At 40.4% G+C, this 22,390-nt stretch carries 20 protein-coding genes and 1 tRNA gene; 7 read left to right on the forward strand and 14 right to left on the reverse strand.

All coding sequences use genetic code 11. The features are described 5' to 3' along the window. Positions 1–163 precede the first annotated feature (163 nt). From PYS62_RS00355 to PYS62_RS00380, 7 genes are all read left to right on the forward strand, one after another. Entirely contained in the window at positions 164–1,549 is a 1,386-nt protein-coding gene (locus PYS62_RS00355; RefSeq protein WP_066713891.1) for a ribonuclease Z, read from the forward strand. After that, complete coding sequence (dgt, locus tag PYS62_RS00360) at positions 1,536–3,125, forward strand: dGTP triphosphohydrolase (RefSeq protein WP_066713889.1); 1,590 nt, start codon at positions 1,536–1,538, stop codon at positions 3,123–3,125. The genes PYS62_RS00355 and dgt overlap by 14 nt, the downstream gene beginning before the upstream one ends. A 569-nt stretch (positions 3,126–3,694) precedes the next feature. Further along, complete coding sequence (locus PYS62_RS00365) at positions 3,695–5,539, forward strand: polysaccharide deacetylase family protein (RefSeq protein ID WP_066713887.1); 1,845 nt, start codon at positions 3,695–3,697, stop codon at positions 5,537–5,539. Positions 5,540–5,549: 10 nt separating this feature from the next. Continuing rightward, complete coding sequence (locus PYS62_RS00370; RefSeq protein WP_066713884.1) at positions 5,550–6,482, forward strand: SDR family NAD(P)-dependent oxidoreductase; 933 nt, start codon at positions 5,550–5,552, stop codon at positions 6,480–6,482. Positions 6,483–6,599: 117 nt separating this feature from the next. Next, positions 6,600–6,782, forward strand: a complete 183-nt coding sequence (locus tag PYS62_RS07435) for a DUF6290 family protein (RefSeq protein ID WP_390864847.1) — start codon at positions 6,600–6,602, stop codon at positions 6,780–6,782. Positions 6,783–6,863: 81 nt separating this feature from the next. Continuing rightward, a complete protein-coding gene (locus tag PYS62_RS00375) occupies positions 6,864–7,427 on the forward strand; it encodes a helix-turn-helix domain-containing protein (RefSeq protein ID WP_066713357.1) in 564 nt (187 codons plus the stop codon). Next, positions 7,358–8,245: an IS3 family transposase gene (locus PYS62_RS00380; RefSeq protein ID WP_082714282.1), complete on the forward strand. Its 888-nt coding sequence runs from the start codon at positions 7,358–7,360 to the stop codon at positions 8,243–8,245. The genes PYS62_RS00375 and PYS62_RS00380 overlap by 70 nt, the downstream gene beginning before the upstream one ends. Before the next feature lie 184 nt (positions 8,246–8,429). Here the strand turns inward: PYS62_RS00380 and PYS62_RS00385 are convergent, their stop codons facing one another. The 14 genes from PYS62_RS00385 to PYS62_RS00450 form a co-directional block, all read right to left on the reverse strand. Beyond that, positions 8,430–10,136, reverse strand: a complete 1,707-nt coding sequence (locus PYS62_RS00385; protein WP_066713936.1) for a Mur ligase family protein — start codon at positions 10,134–10,136, stop codon at positions 8,430–8,432. 63 nt (positions 10,137–10,199) lie between these two features. Further along, a tRNA-Leu gene (locus PYS62_RS00390) sits at positions 10,200–10,281 on the reverse strand. Positions 10,282–10,374: 93 nt separating this feature from the next. Then, on the reverse strand, positions 10,375–10,668 hold the full coding sequence (locus tag PYS62_RS00395; protein ID WP_066713939.1) for a hypothetical protein: 294 nt from the start codon (positions 10,666–10,668) through the stop codon (positions 10,375–10,377). Between the two features lie 17 nt (positions 10,669–10,685). Next, positions 10,686–11,102, reverse strand: a complete 417-nt coding sequence (locus tag PYS62_RS00400; RefSeq protein WP_066713942.1) for a carcinine hydrolase/isopenicillin-N N-acyltransferase family protein — start codon at positions 11,100–11,102, stop codon at positions 10,686–10,688. Continuing rightward, positions 11,093–11,494 carry a hypothetical protein gene (locus PYS62_RS00405; RefSeq protein WP_315574104.1) on the reverse strand — a complete coding sequence of 134 codons (402 nt, stop codon included), beginning with the start codon at positions 11,492–11,494 and terminating at the stop codon, positions 11,093–11,095. Before PYS62_RS00405 ends, PYS62_RS00400 begins: the two co-directional genes overlap by 10 nt. Before the next feature lie 155 nt (positions 11,495–11,649). Beyond that, positions 11,650–12,072 carry a class B sortase gene (locus PYS62_RS00410; RefSeq protein ID WP_066713948.1) on the reverse strand — a complete coding sequence of 141 codons (423 nt, stop codon included), beginning with the start codon at positions 12,070–12,072 and terminating at the stop codon, positions 11,650–11,652. Positions 12,073–12,417: 345 nt separating this feature from the next. Continuing rightward, positions 12,418–14,250 (reverse strand): DUF2207 family protein, encoded by a 1,833-nt coding sequence (locus tag PYS62_RS00415; protein ID WP_066713951.1) that lies wholly within the window; start codon positions 14,248–14,250, stop codon positions 12,418–12,420. A 71-nt stretch (positions 14,251–14,321) separates the two neighbouring features. Next, positions 14,322–14,867, reverse strand: coding sequence for a LemA family protein (locus tag PYS62_RS00420; RefSeq protein WP_066713953.1), 546 nt, complete (start codon positions 14,865–14,867; stop codon positions 14,322–14,324). 538 nt (positions 14,868–15,405) lie between these two features. Beyond that, a complete protein-coding gene (locus PYS62_RS00425) occupies positions 15,406–16,329 on the reverse strand; it encodes a 2-dehydropantoate 2-reductase (RefSeq protein ID WP_066713957.1) in 924 nt (307 codons plus the stop codon). Positions 16,330–16,362: 33 nt separating this feature from the next. After that, complete coding sequence (locus tag PYS62_RS00430) at positions 16,363–17,436, reverse strand: PTS sugar transporter subunit IIC (protein ID WP_066713959.1); 1,074 nt, start codon at positions 17,434–17,436, stop codon at positions 16,363–16,365. Positions 17,437–17,784: 348 nt separating this feature from the next. Further along, on the reverse strand, positions 17,785–18,807 hold the full coding sequence (locus tag PYS62_RS00435) for a hypothetical protein (protein WP_315574105.1): 1,023 nt from the start codon (positions 18,805–18,807) through the stop codon (positions 17,785–17,787). Positions 18,808–19,065: 258 nt separating this feature from the next. Next, entirely contained in the window at positions 19,066–19,863 is a 798-nt protein-coding gene (ucpA, locus tag PYS62_RS00440; RefSeq protein ID WP_066714929.1) for an SDR family oxidoreductase UcpA, read from the reverse strand. 43 nt (positions 19,864–19,906) lie between these two features. Continuing rightward, complete coding sequence (locus PYS62_RS00445) at positions 19,907–21,313, reverse strand: APC family permease (protein WP_082714377.1); 1,407 nt, start codon at positions 21,311–21,313, stop codon at positions 19,907–19,909. Between the two features lie 110 nt (positions 21,314–21,423). After that, on the reverse strand, positions 21,424–22,389 hold the full coding sequence (locus tag PYS62_RS00450; RefSeq protein WP_066714933.1) for a glycosyltransferase family 2 protein: 966 nt from the start codon (positions 22,387–22,389) through the stop codon (positions 21,424–21,426). Between the last annotated feature and the right edge of the window lies 1 nt (position 22,390).

Here is a 22,390-nt window from a genome sequence, read left to right on the forward strand (position 1 = left end):
GCCTGAATTTAGGCAAATATTCAAAAAAAATACAAGCAAATGGCTTTTGTTAAGTGTATTTTGCAGATTAATAGCAAATAAGTTAAGCTACAATTCAGCTATTTTTAGCGCAAATAGGCAAATATTTGTTAAACTGTAGGAAAAGCTTTTTTATAAGGAAATCATGTTCAAACTAGAATTTGCCGGCACAGGCGGTGCAGTGCCTTTAAAGAACCGCAATTTGAGTGCTGCCTTGCTCAGTTATGAGGGGCGCAAATTTCTCTTCGATGTAGGAGAGGGAACGCAACAAAGTTTGCTGAAGCTGCACAGTGGTTTTGCAAATATCGATATTATCTGTTTATCCCACCTCCACGGTGACCACGTCTTTGGATTGCCAGGCTTACTATGCACGATGGGCATGGCGAAGCGGACAAATGACCTCTTAATTCTTGCGCCTAAAGGTTCCCGCCAATTATTGAATCAGTTCGTTTGCTTAGTTGGTCGGCAAGATTTCAGCGTTTATGTGCTTGAATTTAATAGCAATTTAGACCTGGAGAATAAAGCAAATGGCGCTAATATGCGAGAAGGTAGTTCGCTAAAAGCTAAGCAGCCTAAGGCTTTAGCATTACGCCTGACCAAATTTGGTTACAAGATTGATCTCTCGCTAAGTGACCCTAAGCTCTTAAATCCTGATAATTTTTACTGCCTTTTAAATCGCAAAGATTTAGAAGCAAATTCAACAGTAACTACAGCTTTGGGCTCTTGTGCCAAATTGGCCGAGGGCAAGGTTGAGCAAGCTAATTTGAGCCAAATTTTCCCAAATTGTAATCTGTTTTATCAGGCGGATGATCCAAGTAAGTTACTGAACAACAGCCGTTTGCAAAAGAAATTACATCGCTATGAGAATTTAAAGTTGACTTATGCCCCAAACACGCCAGCGTCGCTCTATATCACGTCGGCCCCGCAAAAGCACAGTGTGAATTGTATTGCTTTCCGGTTTGATTGGTTCAAAGCTGGGCGTTTCCATGCTGAGCAAGCTAAGGCCAAGGGGATATTTGAAAGTTTCTGGTCCTATCTCCAAAATGGCTATTCGATAAGCTATACATGTAACAAGCAGGCTTTCAAATTTACACCAGCTTCTGTGGTAAGTCCGCCCGTTCAGTTATTTAGTCTAGGCTATGTAACAGATAGTAGGCCATTACCGAGTAATCCTGAGTTTTTGCAAGGTGTGCAGGTCTTAATTTCGGAGGCTAACTATCTTGATGAAAGCAAAAAAGATTTAGCTGTCAAGAATCGGCATATGACACTCCAAGAAGCGTGTGCGCAAGCTAAGGCTGCTCATGCTAAGATTCTTATTCTGACGCACTTCTCTGCCAGTATTACTGAACCTGATTTGTACATAGATACTGCTCATAAGCTGTTCGAAGATTGCTATTTTGCGCATGATTTGGATTCATTTGTCTTTAACTGTGCTAAGCGGCAATTAAATAGCGAAACCAGGCGCGAGTATGTGCTAACTGAACTTACTAACTTGAGCGAAACGGGAGATTACGAAAATGCTACAAACTAATTTTTTGCAATGGGACAAGTTGCTTAGTCCAATTAGAGCGAGGGCAAGTCATAACACCCCAGATAACGCAGACAAAGTGATAGATTTGCGCAAAGACTTTGAGAAAGATTTTCAGCGGGTAATTTTGTCAGCTTCTTTTCGTAGGTTGCAGGATAAGACACAAGTTTTTCCACTTGATAAAAGCGATTTCGTGCGTACAAGGTTGACGCACTCTTTGGAAACAGCTTCTTTTGCTAAGAGCATCTGTAAACTTTGCTTTACAAAATTGAATGCTGATTGGTCAAATGCCAATTTGCCAGATGGTCTTTCGCTGCCTAAGCCTGAGTATTTAGCTTATTGGGAGAATATTCTTTTGACAGCTGGTTTGTTGCACGATATTGGTAATCCCCCTTTTGGTCATTATGGCGAAACGACGATTCGGGCATGGTTTAAGAACAATTTGCCGCGCTTGAATTTTCACGAAAAAAGTTTGAGTGAATGGTTGACGCCTAAGATGCAGGCAGATTTACTGAACTTTGAGGGCAATGCTCAGGCTTTGAGGCTTTTAACTAAGTTACATTTCATTGTCGATGAGCATGGCATGAATTTGAGCTACCCGGTACTGCATTGTTTGATCAAATATCCTGTACACTCACTTGCTATAAGCGAGCAGGCTCTCGATGTGGGGCGGGCTAATAATTCGGTCAACAATTTGGAGCTTCAAGATGTTGCGCATCACAAACTAGGTTATTTCTATGCTGAAAGGGAAATTTTCCGTGATATTAGTCTCTCACTAGGTACGGCTCTAGGTGGTAATTTGGAGCCAACTACTAATCAAGCCAATGCCCAGCTTAGCTACAATTACCCTGAAACGCGGGGCGAAATTGCTTGTCGGCACCCGCTATCTTTTTTGCTCGAAGCTTGCGACGATATTGCCTATCGTACGGCTGATATTGAAGATGCTTTGCGAAAGGGCAAGTTGAGTTATCACACGCTCTTACACGAGTTAAATCAAGCGGTGGCCAAGCAAGCTGAGCTTAAAGTGGATTTGGATAATCTGCTTTATTTCTATAATCTGGCTGAAACTAAGCATTATGTAGAGCCTGAGCTTTACGCTGTGCAAAACTGGCTCATTCAGGCGCAATCTCGGTTGTTAACGGATGTGGCAGCTTCCTTTAGCGAAAATTACGTAGCTATCATGCAGGGGCAATTTCGCTATCCGCTTGCATATAAGCGTTACAGTGCTAGTTTGTTAGATTTGCTCGGTGATATTGCGTATCGTTATGTGTTCACTTCTAAAGATATTGTCAGTTTGGAGGTGGCTTGCGATACAGTGTTAAGAGGGTTACTTGATCTGTTCATTCCTGCCTGTATCTACTTTGAGAAAAGTTCTGTCAATAAGCAGCCGGTGCATGAGCGTTTGATGCGTCTAGTTTCTAAAAATTATATGCAGAGTTATCACTTCCAAGCTGCGCATAAAGATGAGAAGGAGCAGCTTTATCTCAGGCTCTTGTTAATCACGGATTATATCTGTGGTATGACAGATAACTACGCACGGGATCTTTATCAACAGCTCAAAGGGATTAGTGAGGTGTAAGGTAAGTAGCAGCTACCACTATTTTTCGTCTTTAAAGTGAGTCTGGTTTCATAGACTCACTTAACATTTCATCGCACTTAACTTGACAAGTTATCACTTAAAAATACATTTTGCCCTCTTTTTTAATAGTTCTGTAATCGAAGAAATTAAGATTGATACGCCAATAGAGATTATCCATATAAAAACGCCATAATGTTTGCTTAGTTCATAAAAAGTAGCTAAACAATTAGCATAGCAAATAGCTAGCATTGTTTTGATTAGCATAACCTCTGCTACTCGAATAGCAGCATAAACGCATCAAAAAACAATAATTACCGATTTTTATTAGTCAAAAACGCAGTGCTCATGTTTTATTGTTTACAACGTATGATGTATAAGTAATAGAGCCATTCTCAAAAATCACTTTTTATCTACTACATTGTAAGTAGTTTGGTCTTTAACTCAAGGAAATATCAAAGGCTACGATAAGCGAACACATTAATACAGCTCTTAAAGAGGTATGCTCAAAGCTTGTAGCTTAAAGCTAATCTACAAGTCAAAAGCGCCAACATTCGCTATAATAGTTAATTATGAAGAAGCATGCAAACCGTAGAACTCAAGTTAGACCTGTAAGACCAAATGTAATTAGTCAGCCAGTGCAAGTTCGCCCAGTTGACTCTGATTTACGCACGCCCAATGAACAGCCGAAAAGTACAACTAACAGCCAGTTGGTCCATTTAGATAGTGTACTTTTCAGCGAACAAGTGAAAATCGTTAAACACCCAACCTTTATCGCTAAACCACAGACTAAAACTAAACAACTTAATGAGCCTAAAAGCGAACTAAATAACGAGCCTAAAAACAAATCTGTACAAACAGAAATTAAGCAAGCTGTTTTAGAAACAGAACAGGTAAAAACTAGCGTTAGCCAAACTGCTTCTAAGAGAAACGAAGAAGCTGTAACTAAGCCTGCTACACCTAGCGCACAAACTGCCAACGCTAAGCCAGAACTTAAGCAAACGGCAGCGTTATTAAACCCGTCTACAATCATAGATGCGCAACTTCGCCAATATGAACAACTGCCAAAAATCAGACGGCACAAGAAACAATTTGATCTTGGCAATCTGCTTATATATGTACTTGGCTTTTTCCTACTTGTCGGCTTAACTTTCGCCCTGTGGCCCAAAGATGACGTGTTTGCACCCAGCAAACTGCAAAAAGAAGATGAAGCCGAATTGGCCGTACACAATCATATGCTAAAAGTCACCGATAAAGCTGTCAGTACAGAAACACCAGAAATGACGGTTGCGATGACGACAGAAGCTGTCGATGAAATTAGCAAATCGGCTAACGGTAATATTTATTACAGCCAGTCTATCGGTCCAAAGCTCTGCAAAAATTCAGCCAAAGATCTGAAATTGCCACACTTGGCACCTTTGACTTATCGACCAGACAAGCTCAACCAAAAATACAAAGAATGGGGTATTCAGCACTCTAAGCAGACTAAAGATGGCGAACGTTTGCCTGTAATTGACGATGAATGCAATAACTATGTTGTCAATTATAATGTCCTATTCGATCTCAACCGCGAAGTCATGCAAGATGTTTCTTCACGCTATGCCTCTTATTTAGCAGATGAACAAGCAAAAGCTCATAACCAAGCTAAACAGGCTAACCAAACTGGTGAGACTGAGGTTGAGCCAAGCCAAAGCCAAGTAAAGAATAAACAACAGGAACTTTCAGCCGCTCAGAAAGCAAATGCCAAATATCGGCCGAACAAGGTTGTCTATTTGACCTATGATTTCCCGACAACTGAACTTTTGCATGCTAAATCTGTTTTGGATACCTTGGAATTGTACCAAGCCAGTGCCACTTTCTTCATAAGTGGTGAGTTCCTGACCGAAGCGCCTAATCTGGTGTTGCGTATGCAAAAAGAGGAACACGCTATCGGCTCACTTGGTTGGGAACCAATTGATGCAGCTCGCTTGGCTATCCGCAACGAAAACACTTTCCTTAACCATCTAACGAAACTGGATAAAAACTTCCAATTATTAACTGGCCGGCCTTTGGACAGTTTCTTTAGACCTAGCGAGGGATCATACAGCGAACAGGCACTTTTCTTAATTAGAAACGCTGGCTATTACCCGACATTCTGGGGCGTAGAATTGCATAATTTCTGGCCTGATTCCAAAGATACCTTGAATTACCGCTATGACAATCTCCGTAACCGTAATTTCAACATTGATCCTTACCCATTCACCGTTGAGCAGGCAATCAATCGCATCATGCAGGACTTACATGACGGCCTTATCATTCGTTTGGACGGGCGTTCCAAAGTCGATGTAGCACTCTTGGAGCCGCTTATCAAGAAATTGCAAGCAAAGGGCTATCGTTGTCTCAATCTGAACGAAATTCCACTGAACGTGATAGGCTAAAAGGTTATTTATGACAGAAAATTATTTTATGCTCAAGCGTACACACACACCTAAAATAAATCCAGGCTCTAACAAAGTGGCACTCATCACGGGCGCTGATGGCTATTTGGGCCAAGAGTTCACACGCAATTTGGCCAAAAGCGAATTAAGCCAAGCTGTCAATTATTTTGTCTTAGTGGGAAAAAGTTTGCTTACAACTTATAGAACGGATCTAGCCTGGCAAGCAGAATTAGCAAACTTAGTCGATAGCAAAGACCAATTTGTCGCCTTTCTCCTCATAAATTTAGATTTTTCTAAGGCGGAAGCTATAACAAAATTAATCAGTTTAATGGATACATTAATTGGTCCAAACTGGCAACTTAGTTGGCTCATCAACAATGCTGGACTTGGCTTCAAGGGCCCTTTGGAAATTCAAAGTATAGCAGCCACCCAAACTTGTTTGGCCGTCAACATACTATTTCCGACTTTGCTCATAAATACGTTGCTTAATCAACAAAAATTCACACCTGAAAAGGCCTATATCCTGAACACAGCCTCATCTTCTGCCTTTAGTCCGCAGGCTAATTTTGCTGTTTATAGTGCCACAAAAAGCTATCTCTTTCATCTAAGCCAAGCTCTTAGGGCTGAGTGGCAGGCAAGGGGCTTAAATCTCAACTGCACAGTGGCTTGTCCAGGCCCAATGCCTAGCCAATTTCTAAAGCAAGCAGCTCGCTTTACAGAGGCTAATTCAAATAGCGCTGAGGCAAATGCTATGCAAAAATTAGTCTGGTACAAACAGTTAGCCATGGAAAATGCTAGTCAGGTGGCCAAAGCAGCCCTCAAAGCCTGTTACAAAAATAAGGCCGTCAGCTATTCAAGCCCAATCACCTATGTTTTTCGCCTGTTAAGTAAAATTCTGCCAAGTAGTTTGTTCGCCTATCTGACGAGTCGCGGTAAGGCGTAAAGAAAGCATATAGTTAGTATTAACTTTCTTACAACATAGGCACGATATAATATGCGAAACGTGGGAGGTCAATTTGGCTACGATTAAAATATTCTTAAATGAAGAACAAAAATTGCTATTAAAAGTTATTCAGCATTAAACAATATCAGCGTTTCAGAGGCCGTCTTATCCTCTATTTTAGAAAAGATTGAAAATGAGGAAGATTACAAACTAGCTTTAGAAGCTTCTAAGTCGCCGCTTTGTGCAGCTTCAGTTGCAGATTTAGCCAAGGAATGTAACATCGACTATGAAAAATTATAGAATCACCTGCATGAATACACCCTCTTTACGATATTGATATGTACCCCTTTTACTGGACACAACCAGTGAAAGGGGTTTTGTATGAAATACGATTATGCTTTTAAACTTAATGCTGTAGAACTATATCGCTCTGGTCAGTGGATTGAGACACCAGAAGGTATAAGTCAAAAGAATTTTAGAAAAAGAATTGTACAATGGTCAAGAATTGCAGATATATATGGTCTTGATTCTCTTCGGCATCCAACTACATGTAAAGAACGTTCGGCTGAATGTAGATATCAGTTAGTAGCTCGTGTACTTGCTGGTGAATCACAAAAATCTGTTGCTATTAGTGCAGGAATTGATAGTGGATTATTGTCTAAATGGGTTCAGACATATAAAGTTAAAGGGTATGAAGGATTAAATCTCAAAAAAGGCAGAAAAAGTAAGAAGGAAGCAAACGTGAGCAAGAAATCCAAACCCACTGATTTAACCCCATCAGAACGTGAAGAATTAATTCGTCTTAGAGCAGAAACTGAATACTTAAAAACGGAGAATGAAGCAATAAAAAAATTAATCGCCTTGAGACACGAAAAATGGGCTGCGGAACTCAAGGCGAAAAAGCAGCAATCATCAAAGAACTCCGTGAAAAAGGATACCAATTAAAATATCTCTTAAAAGCTATTGGCATGTCTAAATCAACTTATTATTTTGAGATTAACAAATCAGATGTAGTTGCTGATCGCAATGAAGAATTACTGATTGTTATTAGAGAAATATTTGAAAAAAACAAGCATAGATATGGTGTTCGTAGAATTTATCATGAATTACTAAATCGTGGATATCATATAAATCATAAGCGAGTTCAACGCCTTATGCATAAAGCAGGATTAGCTGGTAAGCGTCCAAAGGAAAAATATCATTCTTATAAGGGCGAAGTAGGTAAGATTGCTGATAATGTAATAAATAGGGATTTCAGTACAACAGCACCATTGCAGAAATGGACAACAGATGTCTCTCAGTTTAATTTTTCATGGGGGAAATGCTATATCTCTCCAGTACTGGATATGAATACGAATGAAATCATTTCATATAATTTATCAACAAGCCCGAATCTTGAGCAGGTATCAAGAATGCTGGATAGAGCTTTTGAAAAATTCCCATCTGTTGAAGGGCTTATATTTCATTCAGACCAAGGTTGGCAGTATATGCATGCCTATTTTAGAAATACCTTACAGAAACACGGTATTGTACAGTCTATGTCGCGAAAAGGTAATTGTTATGACAACTGTATAATGGAAACCTTCTTCGGAAGACTAAAGAATGAGATGTATTACGGCTATGAGAAAGATTATTCCTCCTTCGAAGAATTCTCAAAAGCAGTTGAAGAATATATAGATTACTATAATAATAAAAGAATTCAGGCAAAAACAAAATGGATGCCTCCTGTACAATACAGGATAGCATCCATGTGTCCAGCCTAGTTCATAAATATGTGTCCAGTATTCTGGGTACATATCATATAAGCAAAGAGGGCACTTTAATCGCGCTGATCTTTTAAGCTAAAGAGCGTTTTTAAGCACGCTCCCTTTTAAGCGCACAACCAATTTAACCACATTGCCTTTTTATGTGTGCTTTATGCTTTTGCTTGTGAGGAAATCTCTAGCCTCAAGCTTTAGATGCACCAGCAAATAATTTATCTTTGTTCGTCGCTTCGTCAGACTGACCGCAGATTCTATCTTTGACAACAGCCATAATGACAGATGCATCTAATTCAGCGTGTTTAGCACAGATTGCTTCTAAGCAGAGCCGAGCGCCTGCATCCATGCCCTGACAACCAGCTAAGAGAATAACATCGTTAGCTTCAACTTTAGTTAAAGCAACCTCTAACGCCTGCGTTAATTCTGGATACAAAGTGTAATCCTGGCCTATATCGTGCATAGCAGCTTGGAACGCTGCCAATTCTTCATCCGTCACAGTATCATAATGACCGACTACATCTTTAGAAGTGGTGGCAATGAAATTAGCTAAGCGCAACTTAGGGAGATAATCTTTGAGCGTATAAATATTTTCACTATTGACAGTTACACCTCTTTTGCCGCGAATAGCATAAACAATATGAAGCTTGCGATAATCCATCTGACACAAGGAATTTAACGAGAAGCAAATGTTGCCTGGATTAGCAAAATGATCATCATAAATTTGGTAATCAATATATTTCTGCCACGGCGAATTTGCAGGAATTGTGCCTGGGGCTAAGATGCGTTGAAAGCGGCGTTCGATACCTGTATAAGCTTCTAGGCCACGCACGATCTCATCTAAGCTAAAACCAACTGCCAAGGCTAAACTGGCGGCCGACAAAGCATTCATAACCGAATGATAGCCTGGAACTTGTAACTTAACCGGCTTAACGACGAAAGCTTCTGCTGCATTATCAGCTTGGCCCAAAATTTCACGTTTAACTACTAAATTGAAGTTCGCCGTACCCTTACTTAAATCAATCTGGGCAGCTAGAACTTGTGGGCAATCTTTAGCTGCTAGGCTGTTTAGCTTACTATCTGGCCAATTCTTAGCATCGGCAAAGCCAATGATGGGGCCTTTGGCTAATTCACGCTTAGCATAAATTGCCGCATCATCAAAATTGAGAATAACTTTGGTCTTACTATCGGCACATTCTGTAATTAATTTGAGTTTGGCTTCCAAGTAGGCGACAAATGAGCCATGATAATCTAAATGCTCGCGGCTAATATTGTTGAATGCCACAGCCTTGTATTTAACGGCATAATTTCTGTACTGGTCTAGGCCAATTGACGAACACTCCATGACAGCTTTTTCATAGTTGTTATCACGCATCTCAGCGAGTAGGCTTTGCAATTTAACAGCGTCTGGCGTTGTTAAATGGCTCATCTCCTCACGTTTAGCTGTTTCGTAGCTAACTGTACCTATCAAGCCACAATTAAAGCCAGCAGCTTTGACAATTGACTTATACATTAGGCTAGTTGAGGTTTTGCCGTTAGATGCCGTAATTCCAACTAATTGCAAATTAGCTGACGGTTCATCGTAGAAATAATTCGCCGAAATGGCCAACGCTTTGCGGGTATTGTCTACCTTGAACACATAAGCTGGGAAAGTGGCCAAATTCAAATTAGCTGGCCAATATGTTACAAAGACAGCTAGAGCACCTTTATTAGCAGCTTTCTCAAGATAATCATGTCCATCTGCCTCTAAGCCTTTAATTGCAAAGAAAATATCGTCCTTGTTTACGAAACGTGAATCAAATTGTGGCGATGCAAAAGTAAAGTTAGCTCCTATCTCCCGTGCTTGTAATAATTCAGCCTGCATTAAGTGCGCTAGTTCTAGCAAATTGTGCGCCATTTTCAGCCTCCTGTAAAAGCTCTCATAAAGTAAAAGCCGCACTTCAAGTACGGCTCATTCAGATGCGGTCGACAGGACTCGAACCTGCATGACGTGAATCACTGGAACCTAAATCCAGCGTGTCTACCAATTTCACCACGACCGCGATAGCGAGTTAATTATAGCAAACTATGCGCTAAATGAAAATAACTAGCTAGCGGCTGTAGTTAAGCAGTGATAATTTCAGCTCTGTAAGTAATCACTTAAAAGCAAAATGGTAGTGATAAGCTGGTTCTTGATAGTGCTCATTGGTCACCCAAAAAGCCGTTTTCTTCGTCAGGTTATAAATTACTGAATGGGTTGTAATACAATTTTCATCGTCATTAGGCCAATTTCTTCCGGCAACTTGGCCTAACAAATTCATCGCTTCTGTTTCATCATTTAACTTATAGGCTTTTTTCGCAAGCTCTGTTTGCAACAAAGTATAGCGATCTAGGCCTTTTTTATCAGCAGCTTGGTCGTAATAATCTTTCCGCAGCACAAAATTGGTCACAATTTGGCCTTTTTTACTTATCTCAGGGTCATTGTACTGTACTTTAAGCTGACGCTTAGTAGGATCAGTGTCTGTCGCATCTTTCTCGCCAACATATTCAAGTACAGCACTCTTGCCACTTGGATCTGCGACCATGTAATGGAAGGAAGATTTAGCGGAATATGCATATCATAGCTTTGCGCAATCTGGATAGCTTCATCAACGGTGGCGGCTTTATCCAACATCAGCCGTAACAAAATAGTTGATGTGATGTCTTTTTTGTCTGTCTGTTGATCTGTGGCAATGTTGCCCTTTTTGCCTGGGCCTTGATACGTCATGCAAATACCGACACTCAAACCTTTTTCGTTTATGCCATCCAAAGGTGTGTAAGCAGCTGCCAAAAGATTGATTTTTTTCTTAAGTTGCAGAGGCTCATCAGCTTTCTTTATGCCCAAAAGGATAAATCGACTGTTGAAATTGAAGCATAGTCATTTTTCGGATGTGTTTCCACTAAAGCGATGTGTGTTTCCTTCATGTCATAGTTTCTAGCAAAACATGTTTCAGCATTTTCACTCTGAGCTGTGTAGGAAGAACAGGCTATCTTTGCTTGTTGAATGGACAATTTTAACAGTCCATTGGTGATTTTGCGAGTGGAAAAGTCAATCAATTCTCTGTCGTTATTAACACCGCCTTCGTTTAAGAAGTCATCAAGATAATAGTTACCTTTCACTTTCAGCGAAAGAACTCTTCCGTCTTGATGGGTTTTATTGGCTGGCATAATTTCCTTAACTGAGAGAGGTGTCGAAATTTCATTACCCCATAAATAAGCAATTGCTAGGATAAACACTATAAGCAGTCCCACAAGACCTATTCCCAATTTTTAATCGTTGCATACTAAAGATCCTCCTTGGGATTATATAGTTTTGTTTACTATTATAGAGGAATCTGTTTTTAATTACCTTTGCTAATTTGTTCAGACTTTTCAGCTAATAAAGCAAATATTTAGTAGACAGTTACTATAAGCAAGCGGGCATTTTGTCGCTCATAAGTGCATGTGATTAGGCAAACTAGCTTGTCTTCTGGCTGCAACGCATAATTAGCTGTTTTAATTGCCTGTGGCTGTAACCAAGCATAAAACTGCTCTCGTTTGTTAAAATCCGCATAGTCTTTGGGTTTAATCAGAGTTTCACCTGGAATGATGGCCACCAAGACAGCTTTCGTCTTGAACTTCGTATTGGCAGCGCCAAAGAAGGTAAATTCAGCCCCCAATTGTTCAGCTTTGTTGGTGCGTAAGGGGCCAAACATGGTGCCATTGTCCGTATCATGCCCATAAACAAGCACAAAAGGGTCTTCTAAGGATTCGTTTCGATAGTCTAAGAAAATAGCCCCAAGCAAATTAGCTGTACCGTCAGCTGCATGGGTCAAATATTTGTGGTTATCTTTGGCTTTGGCGATAGGATAATCAAGTTTGCCATCTTCTGTTTTGGTCTTAGCTTCCTTGCCATCTTTGTGCTTGCTTGTAACGACTTGGAAAACCTTGAATGTAACTTCTTGCCATCTCCACGATTCTAATTATCGGGTATTTGTACCCTCATACCAGTATGGACCGATATTTCAGCTTTCTCAAATTAAGCACCAATACTCTTAGAAATTCCGCGAAATATAACATATTCAGCACAATAGTTAGCCTGAATATCTGTTTGGCTGCAAATTAAAAGGCGTAGAAACTATCTCTACGCCCAGTTTTTGCGTTTGCTTAAAGCAAATTGTTTACCGAGAGCCACCGCCTGAACCGCCACCTGAAAAGCCGCTTTTACCACCGCCAAAGGAGCTAAAGCCCCCTGAACCGCCTGATCTTGCACTATGCGCCTGACTGATGCCTGAACTGAAGCTCCGCTGGAAACTGTTAGCTAAGTAAATGTAATTAAGCTGATTATAAAAATTGCCGTCAGCATCTAACCTCGTTTCTTTGGCAAACGCATAGTCTGGCACCAGTTGCTTGAACTCTTTCTCCACTTTCGCGGCTATGCCAAAAATCGAAGCAAAAATGAGGTAATTATCCCAAAGGCCAACTTCAACTGCCTGCCGCTCGTTAATGATAGTAAAATCACGAAGATAATTTTTCAGGCCGTACAAATTCTGTAAGTTATAAATACCTGCTTCAGTCAGGCTGATGCGGCTACTTTTCTTATCTGCAAAGCTAATTAAGCCCTGTCTCAAAGAAGTTGTCTTGCACGTTTTTAGTGCTATTTTGAAAGCCTTGCTTAGCTCCGTGTCGTGCTTATTGGCATAAGCCTCCAACTCACCAGCCGTCAGTACGTTGTCGTCAGAAGCTAGCTGAATCGTCATCCAAGTTACACGCTCCAACTCCTCTTTGCATTCAGGCTCACCGACTAACTCTAGCCCCTCTTCCTCTTTAGCGTATTTGATGAGCAAGAAACGTTTCGTTGCCTGATATTTGCAAGGTCTAATGACACCAGCTTTAATCCAACGTAAAATATACGCTGCAATGAATCCACGCTGCGTATCGTCCGTCAAACCGTAGATCATCTCACCGAAATACTCAGCTAAATCAATTTGGCCCTTGAACGGAATGTCCCGATAATAATATTTTTTGTCAAGCTTAACGGCTTTCAAATTGATCGGTTTTGTCTTAGAACTGGACACAAAACTAGATATAAGTGCGACTAAACCAGATAAAGCAAATATTATGAAGCTCATCGGCATAGTTTTTAGTAAAAATAGGTGCGAAAAAAACTTGCGTTTGTACGGCACGTCATAACGCAAAACCAACTTATCCTCCACTTGTTTGTTTGGGCTTTTATCTAAATTCGTGTAATTAGAGCCTTGGAAAGCTTGGTCTTTAATCTCATTAAAAGTCCTATTATCTGGCTTTAATGCAGACATTTGAGTATCAGGCAAATTAAGCACTTTTAGCAAAATTGTAATGTGATGTTGACCAGAAAAGCTGAATGCTTCCGTCGTATAAGCCTGCTTCGTAGCTTTTAAATCTGCCTCGAAGCCAAATCCCCAGATTTTCGCCTGCACTTTCTCTCCCAGCTCGTGATAATCAATAGCAAAACTCGCTCGTTTAGGTGCGGGCTTCATTTTGTCATTAACGAAACGGAAATAAAGAAACGGGACGCCGTCTTTGCTTTTTTTCAAAACGTGCGTGATTTTATAGCTTACATTGTAAGTCATATCGCCCATTTCACTTTTGCCAAAGCAAAGTTCTTTACCTTTGCTTGCTTCGTTTAGGCCACATTTATAACTTTTGTCAGCAAAGCTAGCATTTACGTCCCAATCATTCAAAGTCGTAAACTCTTTATTTCCAGTGCTTACCTTGAGATCCTCTATATCTGAATCGGAATCTAAATTGTACATTGGCACGAACCACTCTGTACCTGAGCTATTCTTGCACTGCCAAGCTTGTTGAATTGTAACACTAGCATCAGCATTTAATACAACTTTAGTATCTAAACTCTGTATCTTGTCACTTGCAAAGCTGATATTAACTAAGCAGGCAAAAGTCAAAGTAAACAAAAAAGCAAATAAAGTATGCTTAAATATGCGTTGCCATGTGAAAGTTTCCCCCTGTACCATAAGTCCCCCACATATATAAAAATGCTAGCTACTTTGTGTGTATCCAGCAAGAAGTCATATTAATCTGCTACTTATAAATCCAAGTCTGGCATTGCACTCGAAGCTTGTTCAAACTCTAGATAATTTTCTTCGGTAAAGTGCAAAAGGTTTGCCACAATACTAGATGGTAACTGTTTGACCAAACGATTGTATTGAGTTACACAATCATTGTAGACTTGACGAGATAATCTGACCTTGTCTTCGTAGCCATTAATCGAACTCATCGTCTGAGCGTATAAGCCATCGGCTTTAAGTTCTGGATAGGCTTCAACAACAACATTCAGGTTATGTAAGGCTGCCAAGAAATCTTTGTCGGAAGCTTGCACCTCTTTGGCACTTGTTGCAACTTTGCCCGAGCGAGCAGCGGTTAAATTAACTAAAGTTTCAGCCTCATGCAGCTTGTACGCTTTGGCAGATTTGGCTATCTGCTTCAACGCGTCCCAACGAGATTTCTGCTGCACAGCAATATTTGAAAGGGCGTTCTTGATCTTCTCCTGCCAACTAATGAAGCTGCGCTGGCAGCTGATGAAATAAAGTACTAAGATGGCTAAAATTGCCAATATTATGATAAGAGCCATATTCAAATCCCCTTCCCCTAAGCGCTATTAGTGGCGCTTTTACTAATTATAGCATGTTAAACTATGCCTAAATTGGAATATATTTCATATGACGTGGAGCTGTTTTTTCAACTTTTTTGATCAACTTATTTTTGCATGCTTCTTTTATAATCCGTGAAATACTTACAGAAGATTTTTCGGTTAATCCAAATCTCATTCTTAATGAGCTATTTGTTAAAAACTCTCCTTGAATATATTTTATACAAGCATGCATATAACATGCCCATAATTGGAGGATTATCCACAATCCTTAATATATCTACCAAAGGAATACCGAATTTGTGATTTCTATTCTATCACTGAAAATTTCAATCTTTACACTTGTTCCCGTAATAGAAAAATCTTGATGAATTAAAGCATTTGCAATAGCTTCTCTTACACCACCTTTTATAGTAACTAAGCATATGCTAATAAATAACATATTATATTTTATAACATAAAGAAACAAAAAAGCCTGTTCAAACGAACAGGCCTTGTTAAGCTAGAAACAAGCAATAAATTACTTAATTTCCAAAATGCTCTCTTTAGCATGAATGAGATCTGTGATCATCTGGCAGTATGGAGTAGCGATACCCAAACGTACGCCCTTACGAGCAACAGCACCGTTGATGTAGTCAATCTCAGTCAAACGATGGTTCTGGATCAAGTCCTGATGCATGGAAGGATAGTGATTAGCAGCAATCTCAGCTGTATGCATAACATAATCAACAATCTCTTGTTCATTCAACTTAACGCCTTCAGCTGTACCAACCAAAACGAACTCATGAATGATTGTCTTAACGATGCGGATAGCAGCTTCGCTACCGAAGAATTGACCGATCTTAGAATCTGTCAAAGCGCATGTTGAGTTCATTGTGCCGTTGACGCAAGCTTTACGCCAGATAGATGGTACAACATCATTATCATAGATAACGTTCAAGCCCGCAGCGTTCATTGTGTCAACAATGTCCTTAACAGCAGCTTCGCCTTGGCTTGAGAAGCTTTGCAAATTGATAGTACCTTTGCCTTGTAGGAAGACAACACCTGGGTTCTTCAAACCAGCTGTCCAAACTGTAACACCCATCATGATATTTTCTTGTGGAACAAACTCACGAATTGTATCTTCGTGGCCCAAACCGTTCAAGAGGCAGAGAACCTTTGTCTTCGCACCGATAATAGACTTAATATCTGTCAACATAGCTTTGAGTTGCATAGCCTTTGTGAACAAGATGATGAAATCAGCTTCTCTTGTAGCTTCTGTTGGATGCATGATTGTCATCGGATACATCAAATCTTCGTCACCTGTAATATGTAAACCATTAGCTTTAATAGCATCAATATGAGCTTGCCAGTTATCCAACAAAATAACTTCGTTACCGCTCTTTTGTAATTGGTAACCGAAACGGCAACCCATAGCACCAGCACCTGCAATATAAATAAACATTGCTATATTCTCCTTTTTTATTTTTTCATTAAATTAATTTGCTTTAGATTTGAAAATATCGTTCTTGTAAAGATGCAAAACATCAACGAACAAACGATCGATCAAGAAGCCAACTACGAATGGTACGACAACCCATGTTACAACGATCATCAAAATACCAACGTTGGATGAGTTCATAGCAGCCAATGGGCTAACGAAACCAACCAACCCGAAACCAGCACTAGCAGGTGTACCGCCCATGCCCAAGAATGGGATAGACAAGCTACTGATTGCAGCTGTCAAAGCAGCGCCCAAGCCGATAATTGGATTAGTCATAAAGTTAGGCATCATCATCTTCATAGCACCAAGTGCGATGGCCACTGGCACACCTGGCTTGTTGACACGCAAAGTAGCGCATACAAGGAAAGCTGCACAAGCAGCAACGCCCATACCAGCAGCTGCTGAACCAATACCTGTTAAGCCGATTGCCAAACCGATAGCCACAGTTGAAATAGGGCTGATAATAATGATAGCGAAGGACATTGCAATCAAGACTGTCATCAAAATTGGTTGTAATGTTGTAAAGGAATTAATGCCTTGGCCAATGATGTAAGTGAGCTTAGCTACGAAAGGTAAAATCTTCCAGCCGATATAACCCACACCAGTACCTGCGATAATTGGCAAGAAAACAATAGACAAGGATCCCATCTTGTTGCCAATCCAACGCAAAACAATAACTGTCAAAGCAGCTGTGATCATGGTGTTGATAACATCACCGATACCAGCTAATTGGAACAAGCTAACTGTTTTTTCATTGATTGTAGCCTGAGCTACGAAACGCCAAGCCCCTGAGCCTAAGAAAGCTGCACCACCAACGATGACTGAATGCATCGGAATCATCTTGAATTGGTTAGCAATCAAGACACCGGCCATCAAAGGGGTAAAAAATTGGAATACTTGCACTATATGTAATAATTCCATACAAAAGACGGAACTACTTGCAAATGGCTTCAAAAAAGTAGCTAAAATTGCATTCGGGATCAAGGCAACGACGATTGCAACCGTTGCACCATTCAAAACTTTAAGAAGAAAAGAACCAGTCGTTTCCTTCTGTACCTGCTCAGACATAAAGTCCTCCTTATAGATGTTAAAAATCGCTGCAATTAGACATTATTGTGCATCTATCGCAGCTCATTAATTATAAAATAAATAATTATCTTGTGCAATGTCTATTTCTTCATTCTGTACATAAAATCATCTCAACGTTCTTTTTGTTTAAGTTTTGATAATTAACCAAGCTCTTATGCGCTGGTTTATTTAATTCGTTTTTCTGCTAAAATGGAAAAGAGCAGGCTCTCACCTGCTCTCCATCATTTTCCTGTTAGGCTAGTTAGCTTATTTCGAATTCAATCTAACTAGCTTTAACATATAGAGGACAGGCAACTTTTTAGTCGCCTGTCTTTACGTATCATCAGATTAATGACGCTTTGTTGCTAACACAACACCAGCCAATGTCATCAAAGCACCGATACCTGTTGCTACTGTTGCAACTTCACCTGTCTTACCAACTTGACCTGGTTTTGTTGTTGTCTTGCCGTCTTTACCTGTCCATACCTTGTGCTTAGCTACTGTATAAACAGCTGTGATAACACGGTTACCACCTTCGCTTGTCTTACCGAAGTATTGAGGTTTCTTGTTAGCTTCTACATCAGCTAATACCCAGTAACCATCAACATCGTCTACCAAAGCAACACCCTTCTTGAATGTCAAAGCCTTAGCAGCAACCTTCTCAGCTGTTACCCAACCACGTGATGCATACAAACCAACATTAACTTCATAGTTACCGAGTTCCAAACCATCTTCGCTGATAGCACGAACCTTAATAGGATATTGTTGAACTACAGCAACCTTAACTGTTGCAACTTTGAGTTCCTTAACCTCTACAAGTCTATCTTGATCATCAGCAGCAACTACGTTCTCCAAACCAAAATGTTTAATCAAAGAATTAACTGTGTAAACACCAGCCTTTACGAAACCGCTAACATCCTTACCATCAGCTACGTTCATGTATACATAACCATAACCTGGCTTGTATTCATCATATGATGGTTTTTCAACAACTGGGCTCAACTTAGCCTTGAGTAAAGTTAATTCAGCCTTCAAAACAGCAAGCTCATCTTCTTTTGTTTCACGATCTGTTTTTTTCTGATCTAATGCTGTTTTTTTAGCTGCTTTATCACCTTCGGCAGCTGCGTCATAGGCATTCTGAGCCTTTTGTTCTTCTACCTTAGCTGTTGCTAATTCAACTTCTTTTTCCTTAATTTGAGTTTCTTTATTCTTAATTTGAGTCTTAACAAGTTCTTCCTTTTCGTGCTTGCTTTGCATAGCATCAATTTGGTCTTGCAACTTCTTGATATCGTCTTTGAAATCAGCCTTTGGCAATACTGTCAAACCCAAAGTCATAACAGCAGCTAATGCCAATGTAACAATCTTTTTCATTGTGTTTTCCTCCTAAAATTTCTGGCTAGATGATGGACTAGCTCTTGGATGACTTCACTTTAGCAAAGCAAGCTTTTTCCCTCCCTCTTTTCAAGAAAATCTCACAAACTTCTCACCCCCCCGCATTTCTTCACAATTGCCTCACATTTGACGTTGTTCTTTCACATTTTGTGGGAGCACAGCTTGCTAATAAGGCGCAAAAAAGCCGCCTACCATAACGGCAGACGGTTAAATTCACCAAACTAAACTATGTCTGAATTAGTTTGTACCCATACTCATTGTCTCAGGCAATGTAGCACCACCATCGATAACGAACTGACCACCTGTGATGTATGAAGCTTCATCGCTACCTAAGAAGGCAAAGAGTTCACCAACCTCGATTGGTTTAGCCAAACGTTGCATAGGTACGTTAGCAGCAATAGCCCTGATTGCACTTTCTGGATCCTCAGGATTGGATTCAACAGCCATCTTCTCAACCATTGGTGTACGAGCATAACCTAATTGTGAACAGTTGACACGAATGTTACGTGTAGCATATTCAACAGCTAAGCATTTTGTTAAGCCAACCAAGGCCGCCTTAGTCATTGCATAAGCAGCTTCACCACCATCAGCAACCAAATCACCTGTAACAGAAGAAGCAATGACGATTGCGCCACCTTTGTTAGCCAACAATTCTGGGATAGCAGCTTGGCATGTATTCCAAACACCCTTGATATTGACATCGATATGGAAATCGCGCATTTCATCACTCATTTGCTCAAATGGAGCCAAACGGCAAACACCTGCATTAGCGCAGACAACATCCAACTTGCCGAACTTCTCAACTGTTTGCTTAACGGCAGCCTTCATATCTTCTTTCTTAGCCACGTTACCAACGAAAGTAATAATCTCAGCGCCATATTCTTTACGCAACTTTTCAGCTGTTTGCTCAACCTCTTTAGCCAGGTCAACTAAGCACAACTTTGCGCCGTACTTAGAATAAGCCTCTGCAATGCCTGCACCCAAACCAACTGCTGCGCCTGTAACGAGTGCAACTTTACCTGTTAATTTAGCCATAATACATCTCCTTTATTGCTTAATTTACTAAATTATTAATTGTTTAGAATTCTTGCTTACCATCAGGTGTTTCGATAACAACCCTAGAATGACGCCATTTGACGAGCACCATCCAGAGCCAGATCAAAACGCCAACGCTCATATAGACGCCGAACGAAATCCATGAACCTCTACCTTGACCCAAAGTACAGAAGTAAGCGATTGCCACCATAATGACCATAGCTAAGATACGCAAAGCGTTACCGCCAACTACCGTGCTATGACTATTAGCATACCACTTCGCATGCTTGCTCCGCATGACGATAGCGGAAATCATAGTCAAAGCATAAGCGCAAGCACAACCGAAAGACATCAAGTTGAAGAAGTCGTTCATGAAAGTTGTAGCATTTTGCATCAAAACGAAGGTCAAAGTCAAAAGTAATAGGAAGACGTTTGGCACGATTGGTTGTTGATGCTTGTTCAACTTAGTAACAATGCTTGGTAAGAAGTTCTTCTGACCCATAGCATAGAGCATACGGACGATGGACATCCAGAAGCCCAAGATAGAAGCTGTCATACCTAACAAAATAGAAACTAGACCATAGATAAGTGGCCAAATCTGCCAACCTAAGAGATTTTTCATCGCATTGATCGTCATGAAACCATCTTGACCGCCAGCCAACAAAGTCTGGAAGCTGTCCAAACCAGCTACACAGAAGAAGAAGAAGGTGTAAATTGCACCGCAAGTCAAAACTGAACCGCAGATTGCTTTCTTAGTATTAGAAATAGGGAAGTCGCCCTCCTCAACCATCTGAGGCACTGTTTCAAAGCCGAAAAACGGTGTGATCAAAAGCGCCATACCAATGACCCAACCAGGGATACCACTGATAGATTCCAAATTTGTCTGGAAGAGAGGTGAAAGGTTGCTCAAATGCCAATGACCTGAACACAACAGCAAAACACCTGTAAGCAAAGTAGTTGTAATATTTGCAAACAAGCAGAAAGCCTGTGCCTTAACGAGGAATTGAATATCCTGCAAACTCATGAAGAACACGATCAACAAAATAACAATTGCAATCAACATGATCTTCTGGAAATCCAAAGCCAAGCCAAATGTACGGCTAATAAATGTAGCAATAGCCATAACAACTGCCGGTGGAACAGAAATCCAAGCCGCCATGATCAACCATGACGCAAAGAAACCTGCATGCTTATTCAAAGCAACAGTATTGTAGATGAGTTCACCACCTGCTGTATGGAACAGTGAGGACAATTCACTATAAACCAACGCAACTGGCAAAATGGCAAGTGACATCAAAGCAAAAGCCAAGAATGTACCTGGTCCACAATAATTAAAGAAGACTGAATCCCAGTAACTGACGTAGGTGAAAATGGAACCTGTAGCTACCGTGTAAACAAAGATTAATGCCAAGCTTTTCTTTAAGCCAGCCTGACTCTTTTCATTTTCCATAGTATGAAACTCCCTTTCTCTCAATACTAAAATGATACACCCAAACATATCTCAATAAAGGCCAAATTTGTTCCATATTTATTCATGCTAATTAGACATTAGCCACGAAATTAATCTTCCCGTGCCACAATATAAATCGGTCGCTTCTGATTTGCGCGATAAATTCTAGCTAAATAGGCTGTCTGCCACAATTTGCTTAACATGACGCTCACGAACATCATTAAAACAACGAACAAGAGATAATCGACTTTGTCCAAGTGATACCCAAAGCCAAGGCCAGCAATTAGCCAATAAATAATTTGAATTCCGAACAAAGCACATGCCACAATCGTCAACAGTAATTGCCCAAGTTCCGGCAATCTGGAATAGCCAAAGAAAATATCATTGGCCAGATTAACCTTGCTTGTAAATGACCATTTGGAAACACCAAGTTCACGTTCAGCCACTTCAAATTTGACTTCAGCATGCTTGAAGCCAATCCAGCTCGTCATGCCACGGAAAAACCGTTCATGTTCTGGCAAAGCTAAAAGCTGCTCTCTCACCCGCCTGCTAATCAGCTTAAAATCGGCCATATCACGCAGCTTGATGCGGCTGTGCTTATCGAAGAAATTATAAAAAGTATTCGTAATGAAGCGATTCAAAGCAGATTCTTCGCCTCTATCACTCTTAACAGCATCAACCACATCTGCCCCGCTTGCCTCGAAGCATTCAATCAGCTTCGGAATTAAGCTTAAAGGATGCTGCAAGTCAGCATCCAAAACAATTGTCGCCTCACTATCTGCACTAACTTTATTTAGGCCCGCAAGCATAGCGGCCTCTTTGCCGAAATTGCGCGAAAAAGAGATGAGATTCACCTTAACTGGCAATGAGCAAGTTGCCAATTTAGCTAAGAAAATCTGTTTACCTGTTAAAAGTTGTTCCCATGTATCATCTTTGGAGCCATCGTCAACAGCGACCACTTGTAATCTATCAACAAGTTCTGGCAAATTCGCTAACGTGAAATCAGCCAAGCGTTCGAACGTCGTAAGCATCTGTTTAGATTCATTGTAACAAGGTAAGACCAAACTTAAATTCATT

Origin of the sequence: Amygdalobacter nucleatus, assembly GCF_029167365.1 — a bacterium.
Classification (GTDB): domain Bacteria; phylum Bacillota; class Clostridia; order Saccharofermentanales; family Fastidiosipilaceae; genus Amygdalobacter; species Amygdalobacter nucleatus.